Annotated in this window: 27 protein-coding genes and 2 tRNA genes; 15 read left to right on the top strand and 14 right to left on the bottom strand. The window is 67.7% G+C overall.

Annotation, left to right across the window (positions count from 1 at the left end):
• Positions 1-368 precede the first annotated feature (368 nt).
• Both LI337_RS11110 and LI337_RS11105 read right to left on the bottom strand, forming a co-directional pair.
• A tRNA-Arg gene (locus tag LI337_RS11110) sits at positions 369-472 on the bottom strand.
• A 42-nt stretch (positions 473-514) separates the two neighbouring features.
• The gene (locus LI337_RS11105) at positions 515-892 is read right to left on the bottom strand and encodes a YccF domain-containing protein (protein WP_227229909.1); all 378 of its coding nucleotides are present in this window, start codon (positions 890-892) and stop codon (positions 515-517) included.
• A 135-nt stretch (positions 893-1027) separates the two neighbouring features.
• On the opposite strand from LI337_RS11105, the gene LI337_RS11100 reads away from it, so the two are divergent.
• Genes LI337_RS11100 through LI337_RS11090 form a run of 3 tightly spaced genes read left to right on the top strand, consistent with a single transcriptional unit; the run spans position 1028 to position 2514 of the window.
• Entirely contained in the window at positions 1028-1606 is a 579-nt protein-coding gene (locus tag LI337_RS11100) for an AAA family ATPase (RefSeq protein ID WP_227229908.1), read from the top strand.
• The gene (locus LI337_RS11095; protein WP_227229907.1) at positions 1603-2019 is read left to right on the top strand and encodes an RNA-binding domain-containing protein; all 417 of its coding nucleotides are present in this window, start codon (positions 1603-1605) and stop codon (positions 2017-2019) included. The genes LI337_RS11100 and LI337_RS11095 overlap by 4 nt, the downstream gene beginning before the upstream one ends.
• Positions 2020-2514, top strand: coding sequence for an HPP family protein (locus tag LI337_RS11090; protein WP_227229906.1), 495 nt, complete (start codon positions 2020-2022; stop codon positions 2512-2514).
• Position 2515: 1 nt separating this feature from the next.
• On the opposite strand, the gene LI337_RS11085 is transcribed toward LI337_RS11090, so the two are convergent.
• The 6 genes from LI337_RS11085 to LI337_RS11060 form a co-directional block, all read right to left on the bottom strand.
• Positions 2516-3034 (bottom strand): gamma carbonic anhydrase family protein, encoded by a 519-nt coding sequence (locus LI337_RS11085; RefSeq protein ID WP_227229905.1) that lies wholly within the window; start codon positions 3032-3034, stop codon positions 2516-2518.
• Between the two features lie 83 nt (positions 3035-3117).
• Positions 3118-4014, bottom strand: a complete 897-nt coding sequence (locus LI337_RS11080) for a TIGR01777 family oxidoreductase (RefSeq protein WP_227229904.1) — start codon at positions 4012-4014, stop codon at positions 3118-3120.
• 61 nt (positions 4015-4075) lie between these two features.
• Positions 4076-4282 carry a hypothetical protein gene (locus LI337_RS11075; protein ID WP_227229903.1) on the bottom strand — a complete coding sequence of 69 codons (207 nt, stop codon included), beginning with the start codon at positions 4280-4282 and terminating at the stop codon, positions 4076-4078.
• A gap of 147 nt (positions 4283-4429) precedes the next feature.
• Positions 4430-5464 (bottom strand): nucleoside recognition protein, encoded by a 1035-nt coding sequence (locus LI337_RS11070; protein WP_345777751.1) that lies wholly within the window; start codon positions 5462-5464, stop codon positions 4430-4432.
• A gap of 83 nt (positions 5465-5547) precedes the next feature.
• Entirely contained in the window at positions 5548-6150 is a 603-nt protein-coding gene (locus tag LI337_RS11065; RefSeq protein WP_227229902.1) for a hypothetical protein, read from the bottom strand.
• Between the two features lie 91 nt (positions 6151-6241).
• Complete coding sequence (locus LI337_RS11060; protein WP_227229901.1) at positions 6242-7024, bottom strand: SDR family NAD(P)-dependent oxidoreductase; 783 nt, start codon at positions 7022-7024, stop codon at positions 6242-6244.
• Between the two features lie 117 nt (positions 7025-7141).
• Here LI337_RS11060 and LI337_RS11055 point away from each other — a divergent pair, with 117 nt between their 5' ends.
• Complete coding sequence (locus LI337_RS11055; protein ID WP_227229900.1) at positions 7142-7543, top strand: DUF7522 family protein; 402 nt, start codon at positions 7142-7144, stop codon at positions 7541-7543.
• A gap of 1 nt (position 7544) precedes the next feature.
• Positions 7545-8138 (top strand): DUF7504 family protein, encoded by a 594-nt coding sequence (locus LI337_RS11050; protein WP_227229899.1) that lies wholly within the window; start codon positions 7545-7547, stop codon positions 8136-8138.
• A 35-nt stretch (positions 8139-8173) separates the two neighbouring features.
• On the opposite strand, the gene LI337_RS11045 is transcribed toward LI337_RS11050, so the two are convergent.
• Positions 8174-8962 (bottom strand): DUF7504 family protein, encoded by a 789-nt coding sequence (locus LI337_RS11045; protein WP_227229898.1) that lies wholly within the window; start codon positions 8960-8962, stop codon positions 8174-8176.
• A 115-nt stretch (positions 8963-9077) separates the two neighbouring features.
• Between LI337_RS11045 and LI337_RS11040 the strand changes: the two genes are divergently transcribed.
• Positions 9078-9191: transfer RNA gene (locus LI337_RS11040), tRNA-Ile, on the top strand.
• A 190-nt stretch (positions 9192-9381) separates the two neighbouring features.
• Here LI337_RS11040 and hemL read toward each other — a convergent pair.
• Complete coding sequence (gene hemL / locus LI337_RS11035; protein WP_227229897.1) at positions 9382-10719, bottom strand: glutamate-1-semialdehyde 2,1-aminomutase; 1338 nt, start codon at positions 10717-10719, stop codon at positions 9382-9384.
• Positions 10720-11415: 696 nt separating this feature from the next.
• On the opposite strand from hemL, the gene LI337_RS11030 reads away from it, so the two are divergent.
• Both LI337_RS11030 and LI337_RS11025 read left to right on the top strand, forming a co-directional pair.
• Positions 11416-11769, top strand: coding sequence for a DUF5802 family protein (locus LI337_RS11030; RefSeq protein ID WP_227229896.1), 354 nt, complete (start codon positions 11416-11418; stop codon positions 11767-11769).
• A 54-nt stretch (positions 11770-11823) separates the two neighbouring features.
• On the top strand, positions 11824-12555 hold the full coding sequence (locus LI337_RS11025) for a guanosine phosphorylase (RefSeq protein WP_227229895.1): 732 nt from the start codon (positions 11824-11826) through the stop codon (positions 12553-12555).
• A gap of 5 nt (positions 12556-12560) precedes the next feature.
• Here the strand turns inward: LI337_RS11025 and LI337_RS11020 are convergent, their stop codons facing one another.
• A complete protein-coding gene (locus tag LI337_RS11020) occupies positions 12561-12938 on the bottom strand; it encodes a hypothetical protein (protein ID WP_227229894.1) in 378 nt (125 codons plus the stop codon).
• 114 nt (positions 12939-13052) lie between these two features.
• On the opposite strand from LI337_RS11020, the gene LI337_RS11015 reads away from it, so the two are divergent.
• The 3 genes from LI337_RS11015 to LI337_RS11005 all read left to right on the top strand — a co-directional run bounded on the left by LI337_RS11015 (position 13053) and on the right by LI337_RS11005 (position 16734).
• Complete coding sequence (locus LI337_RS11015; protein WP_227229893.1) at positions 13053-14591, top strand: HPP family protein; 1539 nt, start codon at positions 13053-13055, stop codon at positions 14589-14591.
• Between the two features lie 99 nt (positions 14592-14690).
• Entirely contained in the window at positions 14691-15047 is a 357-nt protein-coding gene (locus tag LI337_RS11010; protein ID WP_227229892.1) for an Hsp20/alpha crystallin family protein, read from the top strand.
• A 7-nt stretch (positions 15048-15054) separates the two neighbouring features.
• On the top strand, positions 15055-16734 hold the full coding sequence (locus LI337_RS11005; RefSeq protein WP_345777750.1) for an ABC1 kinase family protein: 1680 nt from the start codon (positions 15055-15057) through the stop codon (positions 16732-16734).
• A 14-nt stretch (positions 16735-16748) separates the two neighbouring features.
• Here LI337_RS11005 and LI337_RS11000 read toward each other — a convergent pair whose 3' ends face one another.
• Entirely contained in the window at positions 16749-16913 is a 165-nt protein-coding gene (locus LI337_RS11000; RefSeq protein WP_227229891.1) for a hypothetical protein, read from the bottom strand.
• Positions 16914-17163: 250 nt separating this feature from the next.
• Between LI337_RS11000 and LI337_RS10995 the strand changes: the two genes are divergently transcribed.
• A complete protein-coding gene (locus LI337_RS10995) occupies positions 17164-17832 on the top strand; it encodes a nitroreductase family protein (protein ID WP_227229890.1) in 669 nt (222 codons plus the stop codon).
• A gap of 61 nt (positions 17833-17893) precedes the next feature.
• Here the strand turns inward: LI337_RS10995 and dnaG are convergent, their stop codons facing one another.
• Positions 17894-19528 (bottom strand): DNA primase DnaG, encoded by a 1635-nt coding sequence (gene dnaG, locus LI337_RS10990; protein WP_227229889.1) that lies wholly within the window; start codon positions 19526-19528, stop codon positions 17894-17896.
• A gap of 490 nt (positions 19529-20018) precedes the next feature.
• Between dnaG and LI337_RS10985 the strand changes: the two genes are divergently transcribed.
• Both LI337_RS10985 and LI337_RS10980 read left to right on the top strand, forming a co-directional pair.
• Positions 20019-20639 carry an amino acid-binding protein gene (locus LI337_RS10985; protein WP_227229888.1) on the top strand — a complete coding sequence of 207 codons (621 nt, stop codon included), beginning with the start codon at positions 20019-20021 and terminating at the stop codon, positions 20637-20639.
• Positions 20636-21607, top strand: a complete 972-nt coding sequence (locus tag LI337_RS10980; protein ID WP_227229887.1) for a homoserine dehydrogenase — start codon at positions 20636-20638, stop codon at positions 21605-21607. Before LI337_RS10985 ends, LI337_RS10980 begins: the two co-directional genes overlap by 4 nt.
• A gap of 199 nt (positions 21608-21806) precedes the next feature.
• On the opposite strand, the gene LI337_RS10975 is transcribed toward LI337_RS10980, so the two are convergent.
• Positions 21807-22787, bottom strand: a complete 981-nt coding sequence (locus LI337_RS10975; protein WP_227229886.1) for a winged helix-turn-helix domain-containing protein — start codon at positions 22785-22787, stop codon at positions 21807-21809.
• Positions 22788-22978: 191 nt separating this feature from the next.
• Here LI337_RS10975 and LI337_RS10970 point away from each other — a divergent pair, with 191 nt between their 5' ends.
• Positions 22979-23617 carry a hypothetical protein gene (locus LI337_RS10970; RefSeq protein WP_227229885.1) on the top strand — a complete coding sequence of 213 codons (639 nt, stop codon included), beginning with the start codon at positions 22979-22981 and terminating at the stop codon, positions 23615-23617.
• Positions 23618-23710 lie beyond the last annotated feature (93 nt).

The raw sequence follows: 23710 nt of genomic DNA, 5'->3' as shown, positions 1-23710 counted from the left end.
TGGCGGGCTTGTCCCGCCAGCCTGAGGGAAGCGCGCACCAAGTCGCGGCCGTCTTCGTGAGCGAAGCGAACGAAGGCTCGGGAGAGCTTGCCTCTCCCGGCGGTTGAGCGGTCGGGGGCTTTCACCTCTCGTTGTCTGCGACAGATTCGACAGCGTTCCTCACGACTGACTCGACCAGATACCCTCTGTGAACCACTCAGAAGACACGACTATCGTAGTACGGGCACGATGGGATTTGAACCGGAGCAAATCGGTCCTGCTCGCTCGCTTCGCTCACTGCGCGGGCGTGCGATTTGCAGGGTTCAAATCCCCTTTCGCGCCGGTTCGTTCCTCGGCGAGTCGCGTTGCGACTCGCCAGCGTCACTGCACGGGCACGATGGGATTTGAACCCACGACCGTCGGATGGCTTCCCGCGACGGAACACCGCCACGGTTAGAAGTCCGACGCTCTTTCCAGACTGAGCTACGTGCCCTCGATGCCACCAACTCACCACACGGCAAAAAACAGTCTGGTTTCAGCCGTCGAACCGGTACAGCGACGTCACGTACGGCAACCGGTTCAACATCCAGATGCCGACCGGCAACCCGATGATCGTCAGCGAGATGACCACGGCCGCGTTCGCCCAGATGAGACTCGCCCACCAGCCGACGAACACGAAGTAGACCGCCCGAACGAGGAGCGATCGCTGGCCTTCGCCCGACTCCGGGTCGAGCATCGAGCGCGGTTCCTTCAGCGTCAGTACGGTCGGCACGAGGTTGATGAGCATCACCCCGAGCGGGGCCCCGATGATCGTCGCGTTCAGGAACCACGCGGCGTTGACGACCGCCGGGGTCGCCCACCACCCGACGATGATAAACCACAGCGCCCGGACGAGAAGCGACCTGTTTCCCATGCCCGCGCTACGCCGTCGCCGGAGAAAAACCTGCGGGCCCGGTTCGGCCCCGGTCGCCACTCTGGCGACGCCCCGCCGGACGACCGCGTCACCGTCCCGAACGACATAAGTCCGGCAGTCGAGTAGGTGCCGGCAATGACTGTCATCGGTACTGTCGGCCTGCCCGGAAGCGGGAAAGGCGAGGCCGCGACGGTCGCCCGCGAGCACGGCATCCCGGTCGTGACGATGGGCGACGTGATCCGGCAGGCCTGCCGCGACCGGGGTCTCGACCCGGCCGACCACCACGGCGCGGTCGCCACTCGCCTCCGGGCGGAGGACGGCCCGGCCGCCATCGCCGAGCGCTCGCTCCCGCTGATCCGCGAAGCTCAACGGGACAGCGACGTGGTGCTCGTCGACGGCCTGCGCTCCGGGGTCGAACTCGACACCTTCCGCGAGGCGTTCGGCGCGGCGTTCACGCTCGTCTCCATCGAGGCACCGTTCGAGGTTCGCGCCGAACGACTGGCCGACCGGGGCAGAGACGCCAGCGACGCGGACCTCGATGCGCTCAGAGACCGCGACGAGCGCGAACTCGGCTTCGGGATGGGCGAGGCGATGGACCGCGCGGACGTGACCATCGACAACACCGACAGCCTCGACGCCTTCCGCGAACAGATCGAGACACTCCTGCTCGGCGACGACCAGCAGGAGACACCGGCAGTGGAGGGCGAACGATGATCTACAGCATCGACGTCCGCATCGAGGCACGGGTGAACGCGACCGAGGTGACCGAACGCGTCGCCGACGCGGTCCGGAACGTCTTCCCGAACGCCGAGGTGCAGGAGACCGCAGACGGACTCCTCGCCGAGACGCACACGCTCGACCCCTTCTCGGAGAAACTGTACGAACAGGAGATTCTCGACACGGCCCGCCGGGAGTTCACCAACAACCAGCGCGCAGACGGCTTCCACTTCGCGCTGAAGAAGCAGGCCGCCCTGCAGGGCGTGATCAACTTCGCGGTCGGCAACCCCGACGAACTCGGCGACATCGAGGTGGACGTGACCGTCCGGGAACCCGACGTCGACGCGTTCGTCGACCACGTCGCGCCGCCGACCGAAGACGGCGTCCCCATCGAACCGGAAGACCGCTGAGTGGACCGGCCTCGTCTCGCTCCCGACCGACTCGGACCGGCCCTCCGACACGGGCTCCACGCCGGCGGTCTCCTCGCGGTACTCGGTGTTGCGGTCGTCGCCTCCGGCCGGCCACTCCTCTTTCCGAGTCTCGGCCCGACTGCGTACGTCCTCGCGGTCCACCCCGACTCACCGCCGGCAACACCCCGGCGCGTCCTCGGCGGGCACGCAGTCGGCACCGTCCCCGGGTTCCTTGCGTACCACCTGCTCGCGGCCGGTCTCGTCGTCACCGACCCGCCGACCGCGTTCTCGGCCGGAAGCCTCCGACTCGCGGCCAGCGCGACGGTCGCCGTGGCCGCGACGACCGCGGCGATGCGAGCCACCGACTACCGCCACGCCCCGGCCTGCGCGACGACACTCATCGTCGCACTCGGTCTCATGCCGACGGCGACCGACGCCGGCCTGATCCTCCTCGCCGTCGGCGTGGTGGTCGCGGTCGATGCGCTGTTCTCGTGACTCACTCGAACAGGTCGTCGTGTCGCCCCGCGAGGTCGGTGTAGTCGCCGGAGTTGTACGCCTCGAAGGTCGCCTCGGCGTCGATACTCGTCTCCGCGAGCGGGGTGACCGTCGCCGGAACCCCACGGACGAACGACGCGGCCGGGACGGCGTACCCCTCCGGGACGACCGTCCCGGCCGCGACGATACTCCCCGATCCGATCTCGACGCCGGTGCCGACCGTCGCGTTGAACCCCACGAGTGCGCCGTCGCCGACGACCGCCTCGTTCAACACCGCGCCGTGACCGACCATCACCCGCGCGCCGACCGAACTCGCGTGGATCGTCGCGTTGTCACCGACGTGTGCCTCCCGTCCGACGACCACCGGTCCCACGTCGCCACGCAGGACGACGCCGGGCCACACCGAGGCGTCGGCCCGCACCGTCACGTCGCCGACCAGCGTACTCTCCCGGCTGACGTGCGCGTCCGGGCTGATCTCGGGGACGGTTCCCTCGAAGCCGTACCTGCGACTGTCTGTCATGTGCTGACGTACGGCATACAGTGTGGAATAGCTTCGTGCTGGCGGCGGCGGACCGGCCGCGCGACTCGCACCGAACGCGCCGGTCAGTCCCGCAACGCGTGTTCGAGCGCCGGCGTCAACTCCTCGTACTCCCACTCGAAGCCGGCGTCCGCGAGTTTCGCGGGCCGGACTCGGTCGCTCGCGAGTAGCAGTTCCTCGCCCATCTGGCCGAACAGCAACCGGACGCCGAACGCCGGGACGAAGAAGACGGTCGGGCGACCCAGCACGTCACCGAGGGCGTCGGTCAGTTCGGTGTTTCTCACTGGGTTCGGCGCACAGACGTTCACCGGTCCCGATAGCTCCTCGTGCTCCAGCAGGAACGCGATGGCACCGACCACGTCCTCTCGGGCGACCCACGGCATGAACTGGTCGCCGGACCCGAGTTTCCCGCCGAGACCGAGTTTGAACGGCGGGAGCATCTGCGGGAGTGCCCCGCCCTCGTCGCTGAGCACCACGCCAGTTCGGATGTTGACGACCCGGACTCCGTTCTCGCTTGCCACCTGCGACGCGTCTTCCCACTGCTGGCACACGTCGGAGATGAACAGGTCGCCCGCGCCGGCGTCCTCCGGGAGCCACTCGTCGCCCCGATCGCCGTAGTAGCCCACGGCGGAGGCCGAGACCAGCACCTCGGGTGGCTCGTCGAGTTCGGCCAGCGTCCCGGCGAGCAGTTCGGTCCCCTGCACGCGACTCTGGAGGATGCGGTCTTTCGTCGCGTCGGTCCACCGCTGGTTGATGGACTCGCCCGCGAGGTGGACGACCGCGTCGAACCCCTCTACGTCGTCCGGATCGAGCAGTCCGTTCGCGGGGTCCCACTCGACGCCGTCGGCGCTGTCACTGGTGCCGGGTCGTACCAGTCGTGTGACCTCGTGGCCTGCGTCCCGAAGGTGGCTGACGAGCGCGCGACCGATCAGTCCGGTGGAACCGCTGACGAGAGTCTTCATCTGTCTCCCGGCTTGTACGACGCCGAGCCGATTGAATCTTCGTGTCAGTCGGTCCCTCAGATCAGGCGCGGGCCGGATCGTCGGCCTCGACGCCCCGCCTGCGCACCGGTGGTCGCACACTCGCGTTCGACCTGACACGTCGGACCGCGCGGTAGCCGGCGTACCACTGGATCGGTGTCACCGCGACCGCGAGTGCGAGTAGCAGGCCACCGACGACGGCGAGTCGGCGGCGTCTCGTCCAGAAGCTGTGGTGTGTCGCTGTCGGCATAGCTTGCTCCGGCACTCTGCACGACGACACGCGAGGCCGACCGGTCTGCGGAGCGAGTACCGATCGAACTACGACGTGTGCTGTGGTAACTGTTCGCATCACGCTCGCGCCACGTCCCGGTCGTTCGCGGCGAGTGCGGTCCCGAACTCACGGCACCAGCAACAACACGACGGCGACGCCGATGAACACCACCTTCAGCCCGGTGTTCACGAGGATCACCTTCGAGCCGAACTCCGCGCCCCAGATGCCGTACTGGAACGGGATGGACCGCTTGAACGTCGAGAAGGCGAAGGAGACGATACCGCCGACGAGCATCGTCGCCACCGCGGTTCGGGGGGTGAACACCTCGCCGACGAGCGGTGCGATGGTCAGCGCCCCCAGCGTCGTGTCGAACGCGAACACCGTGATGACCGGCACGGCCGCCCCCGGCAGTCCGACCAGCGTCGTCAGCGACTCCACGACCGCCGTCACGGTCGCCGGATCGACACCCGTCAGCGACTCGATGCCCCGACTGATCGACTCCCAGCGTTCGACGAGGATCGTGACGAAGACGTAGACGACCGCGAGTCGCGGCACGATGTCCTTCAGTTTGTCCCACGTCGAGTCGGCCGCGTCGCGCAGTTTCTCGCGGGTCGTCGTCTCCTCGCCGCCGTCGGGGGCGGTCACGTCGTCGGGCATCGACGCCCGGTCGACGTTCCCGTCCGACAGCAGGACGGCCCCGGCGAGGATGCCGACGAGGGTGATCGCCAGCGCGATGCCGGCCCGCGAACCGACGTACAGCAGGCCGACCTCCAGGCCGAGAATCGGGATCAACACGGGCGCGTAGAAGGTGAAGATGTGCTGGACGAAGCCGAAGAACGTGTTGATCGTGACGGCGATCAGCGTCGCGCGGTCGTCCAGCGTCCCGGACTCGCGGAACTCCGCGAGCATCCCGTAGCCCGCAGTCGTCGAGGCGGTCGTGGCGAGGATGGCGGTCCCCACCTCGTCGGGCAGGTTCGCCGGGTCGGTCAGGTACCGCGAGAGTGCCGCGATGCGCTCGACGGCACCGAACGCGACCGCGACGTTCGCGAGGTAGACACCGACCGCGACGAAGACGGCGATGCGGGCGACCCGCGACAGCGCCGTCCCGAGCAGTGGTAGGAGCCAGTCGAACGCGGCGAGTTGGGCGACGACCGGTGACACGGGCGGTGGTTGGGGGGTGGTGAACTAAGCGGCGTCGGTTCAGACGGACGCCGGTGCGGATTCAGGTGGAAGACACAGCCGCGTCACTCGCGTCGAACCGGCAGTTCCACCGGCCCGTCACACGTCACGAACTCGCGGTCGTACCGGAAGTGCAGCGTCCGGACACCGGGTGCCGGCGCGTGAACCAGACACCGGCCCGCCAGCACGCGGTCGTCGTCACCGTCGGTCGCCATCTGGACCGACGCGAGCACCGCGTCCGACTGCACCGCCTCGCGTAGTCTGGCGTCGACCGGGCCGAGTGGCGGGCCGAACGACCCCGGCACGTCCGGGTCTGCGACACCCAGCGGTCGCAGGACGGCGGCGAGCAGTCGGGTCGGAAGCGACAGTCCAGCGGGTCGCAGATCGACCGCGAGTGTGGTCCCGCTCACGCCGAGTCGGATCGCGTACTCGCGGCTCCACGGTGGCGCCGGCAGGTCCGTCTCGTTCGCGTTCGGGACGCCGACGACGACCGTCTCGCGGCCGACGTACCCCTCGGCGTCGCCCGCGACGAGTGTCACGGGCAGGTCCGATAGCTCGGGGTCCTCCGTCGTGATCGTCGCGGTCGGACTCGCGGGGTCCTGCCGTGGCTCGCCGTCTGTGCCGTCTCCCTCGTCGCCGGTCTCGTCGGCCTCCTCCGGAACGCCCATGCGTGACGAAGAGACGGACCACCGAAAAAACGGTTCGGTCCGGTCGCCGCCGGGGACGCGACCGCCGTCTCTGTCGGTCGCGCGACCCGACTCACTCGCTCGTCGGTGCCTGTGCGCGTTTCACCATCGACCGGACGACACTGCGGGGCAGGAGTCTGACCGCGACGGTCAGCAGTTTGTTCCGGAGTCCGGGGACAACGACGGCCTCCCCTTCCTGCATCCCCCGGTAGCCCGCCCGAGCCACCTCGGCCGGGTCCTGCAGTTCGCCCTGCACGAGTTTCGAGGCACCCATGTCGGCACGCGACTGGAAGCCGGTGTCGGTCGGCCCCGGACAGAGCGCGGTGACGGTGACCCCGGTCTCGTCGAGTTCGGCCGTGAGCGCCTCCGAAAAGGAGAGTACGTAGGCCTTGCTGGCGTAGTACACCGCCATCAGCGGCCCCGGTTGGAACGCGGCCGTCGAGGCGACGTTCAGGACTCGACCTTCGCCGCGTTCGACCATGCCGGGGAGGAAGCGTTTCGTCAACTCCGTGACGGCGAGGACGTTCACCTGTAACTCGTCGCGTTCGGTGTCGAGGTCGGTGTCGAGGAAGCGGCCGTAGGTGGCGAAGCCGGCGTTGTTGACCAGAATGTCGACGTCGACGCCTCTGTCGTCGAGTGCCGACTGGATCTCCGCGGGGCTGTCGGGGTCGGCGAGGTCCTTCACGACCACGGTGACGGTGACGCCGTAGTCGTTCTGTAGCCGGTTCCCGAGTTCGATCAGTTCCTCTTCGCTCCGGGCGACGACGACCAGATCGTGGCCGTCGCGGGCGAACAGCGTCGCCAGTTCCCGACCGATGCCACCGGACGCGCCGGTGACGAGGGCAGTGCGTGTCATTGGTGCTCCGACACATTCGCCGTACTTGAGCGTGTTGCCGGGGGCCTCCGAGTCGGTCTCTCGTCTCACGAGTGCCAGTAGATACTTCAACACTGCCGCGTGAGTTATCACAGAGCCGTGGTCGAGAACACTTCTCAGTTGGTCGATTTCGACGCCGACGCCGGACTGACCGCCGCACGCGAGGTTGCAGGCGACGCCGTCCACGCTGTCATCGAGTACACGCCCGACGCGTTCAGCATCCTGTACGCCTCTCCCGAGACGCTCGACACCTACGGCGGCCGCGAGGCGATGCTCGACCACTTCGACGAGGTTCACTCGTACGTCCACATCGACTTCACCGAGCGCGACCTGTTCTCGGAGGAACTCCTGCCACACGCCGGGGAGGTCCGGTCGATCGTCACTCGCCAGGACCGACTCACGCTCGTCCGACTGTTCCACGCCGACGCGGGGCTGGTCATCTCGCTCGATCCGGACGAACCGATCGTTCCAGTGCTCGACGCCGTCGAATCGGCGATCTGAGATGGCTCCACTCCACGACCGACTTCCGCGTCAGCGCAACGTCCTCCTCCTCTCGGAGTCGCTCGACTCGACCTCCCGCGACACCGGGTTCGCGCTACTGACGCCGGCCGAGACGGCCGCGACTCGTGTGCTGGTGATCAGCTATCTCGACACGCCGGCCGACTGGCTGGACCGGTGGGCCGACAGGGTGGGAGACCTGCCGACAGCGGTGCGACTGGTGACGGTCGGGGAGATGGCCGCCGGCGACGACGACTGGCAGTCTGCGGCGACCGGGAACGTGGAGGTGACGCGCGCCTCGCCGACCGACCTGACCGGGGTCGGCATCGCGGTCAGCGACACGCTCTCGGCGTGGGCCGAGACCGACGACCGGGTGGTCGTCTGTGTCGATTCGGTGACGACGATGTTGCAGTACGCGCCACTCGCGACGGTCTTCCGGTTTCTCCACACGATCTGTCGCCGGTTCGCGTCGGTCGAGGCGCTGGCACACTTCCACCTCGACCCGACGGCTCACGACGACCAGACGGTCGCCAGACTCACGCAACTGTTCGACTCGCTGGTTCGGGTCGAGGACGGCGACGTGACGCTTCGGGCGTAGCGTCGGCGTCCACTTGCTCGCCGCCGGCCCGTCGCTCACTCCTCGATCCGGATCCACTCGGTCGTGCCGTAGCCGGGGACGTGCCAGCGTTGCTCGGCCGGGAGACCGGGCTGTTTCCGCACGTCGACACGGGCGTCGAACAGGTCGTCGAGCAGTGGGACGAGGTCCCCGTCCCGCGACTGGCCCAACTGGAGGTGACCGAGGCCGCGCACCCCCCGGATCAGCGCCGTCGCGGTCCGGACGAAGGAGAGCAGTTCGGTCCGGCCGTACTTGCTCGCCAGCGCGTCGGCGGAGGTGACCCCGACGCGGACCTCGCCGGGTTCGAGTCGGTCGGACTGGTAGTCGGAGATCACGTCCGAGAGGTCGCTCCGCAGGCGGTCGAGGGCGGTCGTGGACGGTTCGGCCGTCGGCCCGCCGTCCGGTGGCTCTGTCGTGGGGCCGCCGTGTGCCGGCGTCTCGACTCCGGAGACGTCGGTCTCTGGGTCGTCGATCGTCGGCCCGTCGAGCGCGGTGTCGTCGGGGGCGGGCGAGTCACTCGCGGTGTCTCGGCCGATCAGTGGGGGACGGAGGAGTTCGGTCTCGTCGCAGACGGAGACGCCCTCCGGGAGCCAGCGGTCGGCGTCCGACCCGGTCTCGTGGGTGACGAGGACACGGCGTCTGTGCTGGTGTGGAGCACCGAACAGTTTCTGTGAGGCGGCGACACAGGCTTCGGGGGCGGTCCCGGTGACGAGGACGGCACAGCCGGCACTCTTGAGGTCGTCGAGTACCGCTCCGAGGTCCCGGTCGTCGTCCTCGCCTCGAAACGCCGCTCCCGAGCCACGCATACCAGAACTAACCAAACATGTGGTGTTAACGCTTGTCCCTTCGACGTTTCGATCTCACGGAGGGCGTCGGTATCCCGGTAGGCTAAAGTTCGGCCGGTCGGAACCTGCGATTGTCGGGCCCTTAGCTTAGTCTGGTTAGAGCACCCGGCTCATACCGGTCGTCGTCTGCGGGTGCGGTCGGCGGTCGTGGGACACCGGGCGGTCGCTGGTTCGAATCCGGCAGGGCCCATCTTTTTCGGGTTCTTCTTCGTCTCGACGAGTCACAGGCTGCCTGGACGTCGGTGCAGACGCCGTGACGGTGACAGGACCGCGACGGCACAGCTACGCGATCTGACGCACCTCCCAGCGGAACCGCACCCGCACAGCGGTGTTCGCTCGCCGCCACGACGAAACGCGCGTGGCCGGACGACGGTGGTCGTTCAGAGCACGGCGTCGTACGCTTCGAGCGTCCGGTCGATGTCCGCCTCGGTGTGGGCGTAGCTGATGAAGCAGGACTCGAACTGGTTCGGCGTGAGGAAGACGCCCTCGTCTTTCATCTCGTGCCAGAAGACGCGCTCGTAGCGGTTCGTCTCGGCGGCCTGCACGTCCGCCCCGTTCTTCGGACAGTGGTCGAACCGGGGGCAGTCGGCCCGCTGGCGACACCCGGAGTCACACTGGTCTGTCAGGTCGTCGGGGCCCCTGCGGGAGAAGACGACCTTGAACATGCTGTCGGTGCCGACGACCGTGTAGGTCGGCTCCTTCTCCGCGAGGATGTCGGTCAGCCCCGAGCGCAGACGCTCGCCGAGGCGGTTCACGTGCTCGTAGACGTCGTGCTCGGCGGCGTATGTGAGATACTCCAACCCTGCGGCCATGGCGACCGGGTGGCCGTTGAACGTGCCGGCCTGGAACACCTCGCCGGAGGGCGTGAACTGCTCCATGATCTCGGCCTTCCCGCCGATGGCACCGACCGGGAACCCGCCGCCGACGATCTTGGCGAAGGTGGTCACGTCGGGCGTGACGCCGAACTTCCCCTGGGCACACTGCAGGCCGCCGACCCGGAAGCCGGTCATCACCTCGTCGAAGACGAGCAGTGCGCCGTGGTCGTCACACAACTCGCGGAGCGTCTCCAGGTAGCCGTCGACCGGGAGGATGGTCGCGGTGTTGCCCAGCACCGGTTCGGTGAGGACGGCCGCGATGTCGTCGCCGTGGCGCTCGAAGACGTGGGTGATCTCCTCGGGGTCGTTGAACGACACCGGGATGGTGTGCTGGGCGAACTCCGCCGGGATGCCGGCACTGCTCGGGTGGACGTGGCCCGCCTCGCCCTCGACGAGGGTCGTCTCCTGTGCGCCGTGGTAGCCGCCGCGCATGACGACGATCTTGTCCCGGCCGGTGTAGCCACGGGCGAGTCGGACGGCGGAGACCGTGGCCTCGGTCCCGCTGTTGACGAACCGGGTCATCTCGACCGACGGGACGTGGCGCGCGAGGAACTCGGCGAGTTCGACCTCGATCTCTGTCGGCGCGCCGTACATCGGTCCCTCGGCGGAGTACGACTGGATCGCCGACTGGACCTGCTCGGGTGGGTCGTGGCCGTACAGCAGTGGGCCGTAGGCGTTCACGAAGTCGAGGTAGCGGTTGCCGTCGGCGTCGACGACGTGTGCGCCGTCGCCGCGCTGGACGAAGAAGGGGTACGGGTCGATGGCCCGGACCGTCGAGTTCACCCCGCCGGGGATGACGGAGAGAGCGCGGTCGTAGAGGTCGCGCGACTCGTCGTGGTGCATGGCCCGTCGTTGGTGTGGCGGCGGGTTAGTAGTTTCTTGTCCGGACGAACGAGGAACGTGTGACGTGAGGTGGTGGAGGTTTCTTGTACCGACAGCACCGCAACCCGCGACAGCTACGCCACCGCAACTCGCGCCCACGACAGCTACTGCACCAGCACCGCCACTCGTCGTAGCGCACCGCCCAGCAGAACCGCAACCGCATCCGCGACCGCGACGGCACTGCACCTCGTCTTCCCCAACCTCTTGACTTCTCTCAACACCGCCCGAAGTTCTCCGCACCGCCCGTGCTCACCTCCCTCGCGCGCGGTTCTCGCACGCGCCAGACTTATCAGTGAAGTCGCACGCAACCCACCATCTATCACCGATTTCGAGGTTTCCAACTCCGCCAGATAGCCGGTTGAACGCTCGCTACCGCCGGTTCTGGAATCCGACAGGACGCGATCTGCTGGCGACCGACACCGGGCAGTGTCCGAGCGACAGCGAGTGACCTGCCCGCACGTTCGTCGCCAGCAGTCGGGGAGGTGTGGGGGGACTGCGACAGCCGGATTCCCCACCGAGTCCACCAGACAGCCGACTCACGACACGATTCCCGACGAATCTCGCCGAGAACCGAACAGTCCCGGATTTGATCGTCTATAAAAAGCCTTTCGCAAAGATTTACAAACGAGAACAGTCTTGGTACGGCATAGCATAGCAATGTTCGAACAGTTCTCCGCCGGCTACTACCTCGGTCGCCTGTACGTCGAACCGCACGACGACGACCGGGCGGTCATCCACCGCGCCGACCACGAACGCGTCAACGAGCAACTGTACGCCCCCGACGAGGGCATCGCTCGACTCGACACACCGCTCGTGATGAAACTCGGCGGGGCACACTTCCCGGTCGTGGGCGACGAGGGGGTCCCCGCCGGGACGCTCGCCGTGCCGCGCGACTGCTTCACCGCCGAGAACCTCCCGGCCGACCGCGAGGTGTTCCTCGCCAAACCCGACCGCGCCCGCGAACTCCTCCAGTACGGCGGCTACACCCCCGACGAGAGCGGGGCGCGCTGAGCGTCCTCCGCCTTCGATCGGACCGCTTTTGCCGCACACGCGACGACTGCCGGTATGGCGAAACAGCCGCATCTACTGGTCGAGGAGGGCGACGTACACGACATCGCGCTGATCCCGGGCGACCCCGGTCGCGTGGACCGCATCGCCGGCCACTGCGAGGACGCGGAGACCGTCGCGCAGAACCGCGAGTACAAACTCGTCAACGCGACCTACGAGGGCGTCCCGCTCACGATCTGCTCCACCGGAATCGGCTGTCCCTCGGCGGCCATCGCGGTCGAGGAACTGTCGAACGTCGGGTGCGAGACGTTCATTCGCGTCGGCACCACCGGCGCGCTCCAGTCGGACATCGAGATCGGCGACATGATCGTCGCCACCGGCGCGGCGAAGAACGAGGGCACCTCGAAACGCTACGAGGCCGTCGAGTACCCCGCCGTCCCGGACTACGACGTGCTGTCGGCGCTCGTCGACTCCGCCGAGGCGAACGACGAGGACGTCCACGTCGGTCCCATCGCGTCGGACGACGCGTACTACGCCGAGACCGACGAGTACGTCGAGGACTGGGAGCGGGCGGGCATCCTCTCGGTCGAGATGGAAGCCGCCACGGTGTTCACGCTCGCACGCCGGAAGGGCCTGCAGGCCGGTGCGATCTGCACGGTCGACGGGAACCTGGTCGAGGGCACCCAGAAGGGTGCGGACTCCGACGAGGAACTGCCGGAGAAGGCCCAGAACAACGTCGGCCGGGCCATCGCGCTGACGCTCGACGCGGTCGAGGACCTGCGGGCGTAACTCGGCTACTCCACCGCGTCTGCCGTCTCCGATCCTCCAGACTGCGTCCGGAGGAGTTTCACGACCGAGATCACGACGACGCCGAGCATCACGAGCGAGGCAGTCACGCGGACGCCGACGAGACCGGCGACGGCGTACCCGGCCGCGAGCAACGGGACGACGAGAACCACGGCGAGCAGGGCGCTCGCTCCCCGCCAGTCGAATCGTCGGTCGGCTTGCTCAGCGACGACCGCCAGCGCGGTACCGAAGAGGCCGATCCCGAGCAGTGCCGGTGACGACTGGAGGGTAGCGAGGAGTTGTCGAGGTCCCGGTTGGGCGACGATGCTCACGAGAACGAGTGAGCCGATCACGACGTTCGCGGCGGCGGTCTGTCGCTCGTTCACACTAGCTCGGCACACGCCAGTCACCTAACAGTTCGCGTCACACTGTCGGAAGATCGGTCTCCCCGCCGACCGCGCTCCGTCACGTTCTTGCCCGCCACGCGACAATCGAAACCGATGCTGGACAGGGTCCGGGCACGACTCACCGCGTTCCGCAGACGCGTTCGGCGGATCGAGCGCAGAGAACTCGGGGAACTGCGCCGGTGGGTCGAGGACACGAACAACCTCCTCCACCTCACGACCCTCCTGTTCGTCCCGGTCCTGATCGCGTTCGTCACCGAGGTCACGAACCTGACGAACCTCTCGTTTCTGCTCTTCCCGCCGCTCGCGTCGGGCACGTACACCCTCTTCGCCGACCCGCAGGGGAAGTACTCCTCGCCGACGACGTTCGTCGGTGGGTTGGTCGCCGGGGCGGTCGCGGGGTGGGTCGCGCTGGAACTCTCCCTGCTCGGTCTCGGCGGCGTCTCCGCCGGGACGATCAGTCCGGTCAGCGCCGGCCTGTCGATCATGCTCTGTGGCGCGATCACGTGGGTCGCGAACGTCGAGGAACCGGCCGCGTTCTCCACCGCCCTGCTGGTGCTCGTGAGCGCCCGTGGCGAGTCGGTGACGGTGCTGGGCACCGCCCTCGATCCGGCGGCGGCGTACGTCCTCGGCGTGGCGGTCTCCGGCGGCATCGTCGCGGTCGCGTTCGCCGTCTGGCGCGAGGAGTTCTACGAGGAGCGCGCCCGCTACCTGTACGGGACGACGCAGGCCGACGACCACGTCCTCGTCCCGATGCGCGGCGAGACGAGCGAGACCACCGCCGTCTTCGGCGCGCGCCTCGCGGCGGCCCACGACGCCGGGAAGGTCGTCCTGCTCGACATCGTGGACGACGAGCAGATGGCGGCCGCACAGCGGGCGGTGCTCGCGGCCCACGACGCCGAGACGCCCGCCGACCTGCCCGACGAGGTTCGGGCGTCGTTCGACGACGACTTCGAGCAGGCGGTCGCGGACCGCGCGGCCGAGACCGCCGCAGAGCGACTGGAAGCGCAGGCCGCGACGATCCGGAGTCGGGTCGGCGTCCCCTGTGAGGTCGTCGTCGCGGCCGACGGCGGGTCGGCACAGACCGCCATCGACACCGCCAGCGCGACCAACTGCGATCTCGTCGTGACGCCCTACGAGACCGAAGACGGCCTGCTCTCGCCGTTCGTCCGGGGCATCTTCTCGGGACCCATCGACGCGGTCGCGTTCCGGGCGACACGCGGTGAGGACCAGTGGAAGCGCGTCCTCGTCCCGGTCGCGCGGCCGGGTGACTCGGCCCACGCGATGATCGACTTCGCGGAACGACTCGCGGGCAAGACCGGCGAGGTGAGCGTCTGCACCTGTATCGAGCGCGAGTCGGAGCGACGGTCGGCGGAGACCAAACTGGCGAACCTCGTGGAGACCGCGACCGGCCCGGTGGAGACGCGGGTCGCCCGGTCGGAGGTCACGAAGTTCATCAGCGCGAACGCGGACGCCTACGACCTCGTCCTCCTGGGTGCGAGCCGCGACCGGTCGGCCGCCTCGCGGTTCGTCTCGCCGCCGACCTTCGAGCGACTGGCCGAGATCGAGTGTGACGTGGGCATCGTCGATCGCGGCGACGCCGACCGGGACGTGTGGGTGTCACGGGAGCGCTGAGGCCGTCCGAGCCGAGACGATCCCCGGGCCCGTGCCGCCTGCCACCGAGTCCCGTACTGTATCGCGGGCTTTTTCGACCCCGCCCCCTTAGACAGATCTATGTCAGCCTTGCGCGACGCGTTGCGCGAACTCCCCGACGCCGTGTTCGCCGATCTGCTGGAGAGCGACGAGGAGTACCTCCTCGTGATGGACCTGCCGGGCGTGACGGCCGACACGCTGGACGTGTCAGTCGAGACCGGAAAACTGGTGATCGAGGCGCGACGCGACAAGCGACTCCCGCCGGAGTTCCGCTACGTCAGCGAGGACCGGTCGCTGTTCCTCGACGCGGAACTGCCACTGCCGCCGGACGTGACCGGCGCGGACGCCAGCGGCGATATCGACCGTGGCGTCCTCGAACTCCACCTGCCCAAGCGCGAAGCGACGCCGGAACGGACCATCCCCGTCGAGGACGCCTAACGGCGGGGTGGTGACGCTGGTCTCCCTCCGCGCCTACTGGCGGTTCTTCGTCGTCGTCTACCAGTTCTTCCCACTGCTCGTCGCGTGGACGCGCGACCGACGGCGCTTCCTGCTGTTCGGCGGCACACGCTCGGTGGACGCCGAGACGCGTGTCCACCGCGCAGAGGTGTTGCTCGAGTCGCTGTTGACGCTGGGGCCGACGTTCATCAAACTCGGCCAACTGCTCTCGACGCGCCCGGACATCCTCCCGCCGCAGTACGTCGACGTGCTGTCGAGTCTCCAGGACGAGGTGCCGCCCGCCGAGTGGGCCGGCGCGAAGGAGGTGTTAGAGGACGAACTCGGTCCCGTCGAGGAGGTGTACGACGAGTTCGACACCGAGGCGATCAGCGGCGCGAGTCTCGGACAGGTGTACCTCGCCACCTACGAGGGTGAGCAGGTCGCCGTGAAGGTCCGGAGACCGGGCATTGAGTCGCTGGTGGAGGCGGACCTGCGCGTCCTCCGGTGGTCGATGCCCCTCGTCCAGCGGTTCATCGGACAGGGCCGGGCGTTCTCGCTCGAGAACCTCACCGAGGAGTTCGCCGAGACCATCCGCCAGGAGATGGACTACGGCCGGGAGGGCCAGATGCTCCGCGAGATCCAGTCGAACTTCGCCGACGACGAGGCGATCCGCATCCCGGACGTGATCGAGTCGGCGTCGGGGCCGCGCGTCCTGACGATGGAGTACTGTCCCGGCGTGAAGATCAACGAGGTCGAGACGCTCGACGAGATGGGGTTCGACCGGACGGAACTGGCGACGAAACTCCAGCGCATCTACCTCCAGATGATCGTCGAGGACGGCGTCTTCCACGCCGATCCGCACCCCGGTAACCTGGCGGTGGACGACGACGGCTCGATCATCTTCTACGACTTCGGGATGTCCGGCCGAGTCGACCCGTTCATCCAGGAGAAGATCGTCGAGTTCTACATCGCCGTGGCGAACCAGGACATCGACGGCATCCTCGACACGCTCATCGAGATGGGGACGCTGTCGCCGGAGGCGGACCGGCAGGTGATGGGCGACGTGATGGAACTCGCCATCGCCGACGCCCGTGGCGAGGACATCGAGCAGTACCGCGTCAATCAGATCATCGAACAGGTCGAGAACACCATCTACGAGTTCCCGCTTCGCCTGCCCCGGAACCTCGCGCTGGTCCTGCGCGTGGCGACGGTCGTGGAGGGCGTCTGTGTGACGCTCGATCCCGAGTTCGACTTCATCTCGGTCGCCACGGACTACCTGACCGAGGAGGGCTACCGCGAGGAGTCGATCAAGCAGTTCCTCGAAGGGGCGGGCGACCAGGTCCAGCGATCCGCGAAGTCGCTGGTGACGGTCCCGCCGAAACTGGAACGCGTACTGGACCGCGTGGAGCGCGAGAACGTGACGGTCAACGTCCGGGTCGAGGACAAGAACAACGTCTTCGACAAACTCGCCAAGCGCATCGTCTACGGCTTCCTGCTCGCGGTGGGTATCCTCTCGACGGCCATCCTCTACGCGTTCCCGACCCCGAACAACGTGCTTCCGCCGGTGATCGCGGCGGTGGGGACACTCCCCATCGCGTTCCTGCTGTGGCGGTCCTTCCGGTCCAAGAAGGGCCTGCGCGCCAAGCCGCAGTTCACCCGGCAGGGGATGAAGGAACGCCGCCGGGAGTGATCACATGCCGGTGATCACGTGGGCACCGACAGTTCGTAGAACAGCGTGACGGCGAGGACGAGTGCGCTCACGGTACCGAACGCTAGGCCCGCCGTAGTCGCTCCGCCTGCCGCCGCCGCGGTCGAGAACAGGACGAGGTGGAGGCTGACGACGAACCCGAGTTGCGTCTTCCGTCTCACGACTCTGTCTCACTCGCCCGCGACAAACCGTTGCCGGTCACTGGTCGCTCGTCGGTGGTCGGTCACTGCCCTCGGCGTCGGTCGTCACGACGCCAGTCTCGGGCGGTAACATCGTGCAATCGGGTTGCGCCACTGTTAGTAGATTTCACGCAAGTTACTGATTATTTCGTGTTTGCTGGTAGCATACAGAAAGCGGCAACCAGCCCCGCGTCCGCGCTCGCTTTACCACTCCCGCCCCTACCCTCACTCGATGGAACTCAGCGAAGCACTGCGGAGCCGCCGCTCTGTCCACGAGTACACCGACGAGTCGCTCGACGAGGAGACGATCCACGACATCTTCGCGGACGCCACGTTCGCGCCCTCCAGTTTCAACCTCCAGCCGTGGGAGTTCCTCGTCCTGACCGACGACGAGGACCGCGAGCGCCTGCGCGGTGTCGCCAACGACCAGGAACACGTCACCGACGCGCCGGCCGGTGTGGTCGTCCTCGGCAACAAAGACCCCTCGGCACACGCCGACCGAGTCTTCCAGGACTGGCTCGACAAGGACTACATCCCGAACGAGGACGTGAAGGAGGCGCTGATCGAGACGGCCGAGGGGATGGCCGAGATGGACGAGGAAGACCGCCGCGTCTGGACGACGCGCTCGACCGCGCTGGTGGCGATGAGCGTCATGCTCGCGGCCTGGGACCGCGGCGTCGCCACCTGTCCGATGGGCGGGTTCGACGCCGAGGGCGTCCTGAGCGAGTTCGACGTCCCCGACCAGTACGAACCGGTCATGCTGCTCACGATGGGCTACCCGGTCGAGGAGAGCGACGACCTCCAGAACGAGCGAAAGCTCCGGCGTGAGACCGACGAGGTGCTCCACTTCGGCTCCTTCGACGGTATCGAAGACCCCATCGGCGCACCCGCCGACGACTGACGCGAGTCGCGACCGGCGAACCGGTGCTCCGGTCGGGGCCGGTCGAATCGCCGGATGTCGATCAGCTCGCTCGGAGCTGTTCTGCGGTCCGCACCCGCACGCTCACCGGTTTCTTGACGTACTGTTCGGTCGACTCGCCGATCAGGTGATCGACCCCGCGCTGGGCCGCCACGTCGAGCAGTCGCTGGCTCACGGGACCGTCGAGGACGACCGCGAAGGGCACGGGGTCGCTGGACTCCAGCGCCGTGAACGCCTCCCCCGCGTCGGTCTCGTCGAGGACGGCGAGGTCGGGACCGAGCAGTCTGACGACGCCCAACTCGCCGTCGATCACGTCCGAGACGTGCCCTCGGAGCGTCGCCGTCGATTCGGTGTCCGGACTGTCCGAGTCGTCCGGGGCGTCCGAGGCGTCCGCGTCGGTCGCGCCCGAGCCACTCTCGGCCGACTCGTCCGTCCCGGACGTCGTCTCCTCGGTCGAGCCGCCGGCATCGCTCGCAGTCTCGGCTGTCGACTCGTCCGAGTCGGTGTCGCCCTCAGCTCCGTCGGCCGGAGTCGACCCGACGTCGTCGGGTACCGACTCGGCGGTGGTCGACTCGTCGTCGGCGGCCGTGCCGGTCGGCGAGTGACCCGTGGTCGGCTGGGCTGTCGACGTCTCCGTCGGTGTGGTCGACGCGGTGGACGCGGAAGAGACCGCGTCGGTCGGCACACGCTCACCGGACGAACTACCGGTGTCGGCCGACTGAACGGCACCGACACCGGTCTCGGATCGGACGCGCTCCCCATCGGGAGTGTCGGCCGCAGGCGACTCAGTCGTCGCCCGCGACCCCGTCCGAGGGTGTGCGGTGTCCTCCGCGTCGGTCGGCTCGGCCGACCCTGCCGAATCGAGTTCGCCCGACTCCACGAGCGTCGCGTAGTCGATCTTGTCACGCAGTGCAGACATCACCTCGTGGCGCGCGAGGTCCTCGACGGACTTGCCCGAGGGGGCGAAGGCGACGTGATCCACGTCGCCGACCTGCGCGAGTTCCCGCAGGATCAGTTCCCCGCCACGGTCGCCGTCGAGGAAGGCCGTCACGGTGCGCTCGGCCGTGAGGTCCGCGACTGCCTCGGGGACGTTCGTCCCCTCGACCGCGATGGCGTTCTTGATCCCGTACTTCAGCAGGGTCAACACGTCCGCCCGCCCCTCGACGACGATGATCGCGTCGGAGTCGGCGACGTGTGGGCCCGCCGGGAGACCGGCGTACTCGGTGATGTCTTCGACGCGGACGGCCTCCCGTACCTCGTCGAGAATCTCGCGGGAGTCCATCACGCTGTCGTCGAAGGAGTCGGTGAGGAGTTGCTTCGCGCGTTCGACGACCTCGCGTCGCTTCGCGGCGCGCACGTCCTCGATGTCGGCCACCTCGATGGTCGCCCGACACGGGCCGACGCGGGTGATGGTCTCGAGCGAGGCCGCGAGGATGGCCGTCTCCACCTTGTCGAGACTGGAGGCGATGGTGACGGTCCCGTGAGACTGGCCGTTCTCGCTGTCGATCTGTACGTCGATTCTGCCGACTTTCGACGACTGCTGGAGGTCGCGGAGGTCGAGGTCGTCACCGAGGAGCCCTTCGGTCTGCCCGAAGATGGCCCCGACGACGTCACTCCGCTCTACCACCCCGTCGGCGGCGATGTCGGCGTGTATCAGGTATTTGGATGTATCGTCCATTGGTGATCTGCCCCGAAGGGGGGCGTGATGGTGATGACGCCATGATGTAACTCATGGACGGGTTATATAAGGCGGGCGTGCCGGAAATAGCTGTCGTACCCACAGCGAGTCGGCGCGCAGTCTGGTGGATTCGTCGGTCTCCCGAGGCCCTGTCGTGTCGGGTCCCACGCACCTCGGACCGTGTTCTCGGCGTGTCGCTGGGCCGGTTCGGACGCCGGTTGTCGCGGTACTCCCCACACCTCTCCGACTGCTGGCGACGCGACCGGTGACTCGCTCATCGCCGTCCCTCGGGCACGGTGCGGGTCCGGTCGCCACCGGACCGCGTGGGGGGTCGGTCGTCCGACGCAACCGACGAAAACTTATAACGCCTCGCCCGATTTTCACCACGTATGCCAACGGGCACGCGACCCACGTGCTGGATCGGCACCGAGCGACAGCCACCCGCCGGACTGTCGCACACAACAGGGTCGCGGCGTCCGGGGGTGCGCCGATGAGCGAGGACGCGAGCCTCGACGCACCCGACGCGGGGTCGGCGGTCGACGCCGCCGACGTCGAGGACGCCGAGAGCGACGACCTCCCGGAGACCGACGGCGGCGAGCGACCTCAGGCCCACACCGTCCGCCTCGAACTCGTCGACGAACCGGGCCAACTGCTCGACGCCCTACGTCCCATCGCCGAGAACGGCGGCAACCTCCTCTCCATCTTCCACGAACGCGGCAACCTCACCCCACGGGGTCGTATCCCCGTGGAGGTCGATCTGGAGTGTCCCCCGGACCGGTTCGACCGCATCGTCGAGGCGCTCCGCGAGAACGGGATCAACGTCATCCAGGCCGGCGCGGAACGCTACGGCGAGCAACTCACCCTGTTGCTGGTCGGTCACCTGGTGGACACCGACCTCTCCGACACGCTCCGGCGCATCGCCGACTCGACCGACGGCTCCGTCACCGACCTCTCGCTGTCGGCACCCGAAGGAACGGAGGACGTGTCGAGCGCACGCCTGCGACTCGCCACGCGGTCCGGCCACACCGAGGACGTCCTGGCGACGGTGCGGGCGGTCGCCCGCGAGAAGGACCTTCGTGTCGTCGAACCGCTCCCGGAGGGGTCGGCGTGAGACTCGCCGTCCTCGGCGCGGGTGCGGTCGGCCGCTCGGTCGTCGAACTCGCCGGCGAGTACGGCCACGAGGTCGTCGCGGTCGCGGACTCCTCGACTGCGGCGGTCGCGGACGCAACCGGGGGGACTGCCGGTCCCGCCACGCTCGACCCCGAGACGATCCTCGCCCGGAAGGACACCGAGGGCGTGGTCGGCGATCTCGATCCGGCGGACGCCCTCGCGGCGGACTACGACGTGCTCGTGGAGGCGACTCCCACCACGCTCGGCGACGCGGAACCGGGCTTCTCGCACGTCCGATCCGCACTCGAATCGGACCGGCACGCCGTCCTCGCCAACAAGGGTCCGGTCGCGGAGCGGTACGCCGACGTGCGAGCGCTGGAAGCCGACAGCGCCGGGTCGGTGCTGTTTGAGGCGACCGTCGGCGGGGCCATCCCGGTGCTGTCGACCATCGCGGACTTCGACCCCCGACACATCTCGACGGCGCGGGGCGTGCTCAACGGGACCGCGAACTTCATCCTCTCCCGGATGGCCGCCGAGGGACTGGGCTACGAACACGTCCTCGCGGAGGCGCAGGACCTCGGCGTCGCCGAGACCGACCCCTCCTTCGACGTGGAGGGCACCGACGCGGCGCTGAAGTGCGTGATCCTCGCCAACCTGCTGTCGGACGGCGACCGGGAGTTCACCCTCGCGGACGCCGAGGTGGAAGGTATCGTGGACATCCCCGGCAGTGCGCTGGAACTCGCCGCAGAGGACGGGCGCACCATCCGACTGATCGGCGAGGCGACTGCCGAGGGTGTCCGGGTCGGCCCGCGCCTCGTCCCGCAGAACGGGACGCTCGCCGTGTCGGGCACCCGGAACATCGTCCAACTGGAGACGGCCCACGCCGGGAATCTCTCGTTGTCGGGTCGCGGTGCCGGCGGTCCCGAGACGGCGAGTGCGGTGCTGTCGGACGTCGGTCGGTTGGAGTAGGTCAGTAGGAGTCGGCAGTCGACTCTCTGTCGGCGGTCGCTTCTCGCGGTGTACTGGTTCGGCGACAGCCGATATCTACGAGTACGGTGGAATCTACGCCCGAAGAGCAAGAGATCCTGAAGAACAGACAGAAACGCGGTGCCGAGTACAGAGCGCGTGTCCGCTTTCAGACCAGACACGAGTCTCGTCGATGCACAATCTACTGCACCCGATCCGTCGATGCTTTGCTCGTCGTGGACTCGATCACGTCTAGACTCTCGTCGACGGTCAATGCGAGGACGTCGTCACCGATGGTAAACCTGAACTGCAACTCGAGTGGCTCGGTCCCGAGGAGTTCCTCCTCGAAGGAAGCGGCGTTGATCGTCGACGGAAACGGGGACGAAAACGGATCGAAGCCGTGGCCGAAGAGGAACGCCAGCAGGTCTGGTTCGGTGTGGAGCGACCCGATAGCAGAGCCGCCGAGTTCGAACGGGCAGTTCTCACACCGACAGTGCACGACGGCCGCGTACCGACGATCGCATCGATCACAGCGTCCGTCGGTAGGTTCGTGTGTCTCACAGACGGTCACCGAGTCACTGACCGGAGCCGAACATCGGGGACAGACCCCTCTGTGGAGTGCCTGTGTCTGTGCGACGGTCCAGATGAACGCCGCCTCGGTCATCTCGGCGGGCGTTCGCCCGTGAACTCCCGCCGGCGGAAGGTGGACGTAGCCGATGCGCTCGGCGTCCTTCGAGGAATCAAACGTATCCACGTCGTTCGTATCGCCGTACTGTCCGGCGCACTGCGTGCAGTACATCCCGACCTGTTCTTCCCGGTACTCGACCTCGATCGGCGAGTGTCCACAGTGTTGACACGCTCTGTCGATCGGGGTCTGGTCGAGGGTCGGCGCTTCGGTGACCGCCCCCGAGAGCACTGCCTGGACGACGCGCTGTCCGGCCTGTCGAAGGCAGTACCCGCTGTCAGTCTTGTCGACGAAGTGGCCGAGGAGTTTCTTGAGGTGGTAGTTGAAGTTCGGCGGGTCGTCGTACTCCACCCGGTCGAACAGATCCGAGAAGCCGAGCGGTTCGTCCGCTTCCCCGAGTACCTGTAAGATCCCGAGGCGTGTGTCGTCGCCCAGCACCGAGAACGCCTCTTCGGGCGTCAGCATCGACGCTTCGTCGGGGCCCTCGTCGGTCGTCATACCCCTCCTTGCCGGTCGAACTGATAATATCTTTGGCCACCCAGCGACGTGCCGGACGTCGCCCGACTGCCGATCCGGGACGAAGACGCGGCCACCGGATCTCCGCGTCCGTTTTGCGAACCTGTCGAATCTCTTGTAGTACGCGCGTACCAAATAGAGCTATTGTCACGCTCTCCACTGGTTCACCTGGTATGTCACGTCCCGACACCGTTCCGTGGCAGTCGCTCGAACGATGGCGTGCGGGAGCCTTTCTCGGTGCGGCAGGGTTGTTTGCCGTGTTCGCGATGCTCTGGGGAGCAGACGTGTTCACGGACATCGCGCCACGACCCGCAGTAGACGTGTTCGGCCCCGGTGGCTGGATGCTGGCTTTCGTGGGACTGTTGGGGTTGTATCCGAGGCTCCCCGGTCGGACCACCTGGCTGAACCGTGCCGCCGCCGTCTTCACAACCGTCGGCCTAGGCGGTGCCACCGTCACTGCTGTCGTGAACCTCGGCCAACTCACAGGTCTCTGGGGACAGCCACCGGCCTGGTTCGCAGTCCTCAATCTACTGATGCTCGTCGGCATCGTTCCGGGGTTCCTGACGTTCGCTATCGCCGTCCGCTGGACCGACGTGCAGTCACAGTCTCTCGGTCTGTTACTCTTGGTGCCGGCTCTTCTCTTCGCCGTGAACGTCGTTCGCGTCACGACACTCGGGCCCAGAGCCCCGACAGGAGCACCGTTCGTCCTCGGGAGTGGTCAGGCACTAGCCTTCCTGGCGATCGGAGTGGTGCTCCGGACGGCGGAGACGTCGACGGACCGAGCGACGTCGACAGCCGACGCGCCTCCGTGATAGCCGTCCTGGGTGGAAACTGGACGTCGTATCCGCCAATTTGCCGGTCTAGCCGGGATTTGTCTCGGTGTCACTCGCGTGTGCTGTCCTCAC

The sequence above is a fragment of the Salinirubrum litoreum genome, from assembly GCF_020567425.1.
In the GTDB taxonomy this organism is placed as follows: Archaea; Halobacteriota; Halobacteria; order Halobacteriales; family Haloferacaceae; genus Salinirubrum; species Salinirubrum litoreum.
The sequence above is the reverse complement of the archived record's forward strand: the minus strand, read 5'-3'. Positions and strand labels throughout refer to the sequence as shown.

Bases quoted from the DNA above. Each gene is read 5' to 3' on its own strand.
- LI337_RS11105 (WP_227229909.1), bottom strand. From the start codon at position 892: ATGGGAAACAGGTCGCTTCTCGTCCGGGCGCTGTGGTTTATCATCGTC.
- LI337_RS11100 (WP_227229908.1), top strand. From the start codon at position 1,028: ATGACTGTCATCGGTACTGTCGGCCTGCCCGGAAGCGGGAAAGGCGAG.
- LI337_RS11095 (WP_227229907.1), top strand. From the start codon at position 1,603: ATGATCTACAGCATCGACGTCCGCATCGAGGCACGGGTGAACGCGACC.
- LI337_RS11085 (WP_227229905.1), bottom strand. From the start codon at position 3,034: ATGACAGACAGTCGCAGGTACGGCTTCGAGGGAACCGTCCCCGAGATC.
- LI337_RS11080 (WP_227229904.1), bottom strand. From the start codon at position 4,014: ATGAAGACTCTCGTCAGCGGTTCCACCGGACTGATCGGTCGCGCGCTC.
- LI337_RS11075 (WP_227229903.1), bottom strand. From the start codon at position 4,282: ATGCCGACAGCGACACACCACAGCTTCTGGACGAGACGCCGCCGACTC.
- LI337_RS11065 (WP_227229902.1), bottom strand. From the start codon at position 6,150: ATGGGCGTTCCGGAGGAGGCCGACGAGACCGGCGACGAGGGAGACGGC.
- LI337_RS11060 (WP_227229901.1), bottom strand. From the start codon at position 7,024: ATGACACGCACTGCCCTCGTCACCGGCGCGTCCGGTGGCATCGGTCGG.
- LI337_RS11050 (WP_227229899.1), top strand. From the start codon at position 7,545: ATGGCTCCACTCCACGACCGACTTCCGCGTCAGCGCAACGTCCTCCTC.
- LI337_RS11045 (WP_227229898.1), bottom strand. From the start codon at position 8,962: ATGCGTGGCTCGGGAGCGGCGTTTCGAGGCGAGGACGACGACCGGGAC.
- hemL (WP_227229897.1), bottom strand. From the start codon at position 10,719: ATGCACCACGACGAGTCGCGCGACCTCTACGACCGCGCTCTCTCCGTC.
- LI337_RS11030 (WP_227229896.1), top strand. From the start codon at position 11,416: ATGTTCGAACAGTTCTCCGCCGGCTACTACCTCGGTCGCCTGTACGTC.
- LI337_RS11025 (WP_227229895.1), top strand. From the start codon at position 11,824: ATGGCGAAACAGCCGCATCTACTGGTCGAGGAGGGCGACGTACACGAC.
- LI337_RS11015 (WP_227229893.1), top strand. From the start codon at position 13,053: ATGCTGGACAGGGTCCGGGCACGACTCACCGCGTTCCGCAGACGCGTT.
- LI337_RS11010 (WP_227229892.1), top strand. From the start codon at position 14,691: ATGTCAGCCTTGCGCGACGCGTTGCGCGAACTCCCCGACGCCGTGTTC.
- LI337_RS10995 (WP_227229890.1), top strand. From the start codon at position 17,164: ATGGAACTCAGCGAAGCACTGCGGAGCCGCCGCTCTGTCCACGAGTAC.
- dnaG (WP_227229889.1), bottom strand. From the start codon at position 19,528: ATGGACGATACATCCAAATACCTGATACACGCCGACATCGCCGCCGAC.
- LI337_RS10985 (WP_227229888.1), top strand. From the start codon at position 20,019: ATGAGCGAGGACGCGAGCCTCGACGCACCCGACGCGGGGTCGGCGGTC.
- LI337_RS10975 (WP_227229886.1), bottom strand. From the start codon at position 22,787: ATGACGACCGACGAGGGCCCCGACGAAGCGTCGATGCTGACGCCCGAA.
- LI337_RS10970 (WP_227229885.1), top strand. From the start codon at position 22,979: ATGTCACGTCCCGACACCGTTCCGTGGCAGTCGCTCGAACGATGGCGT.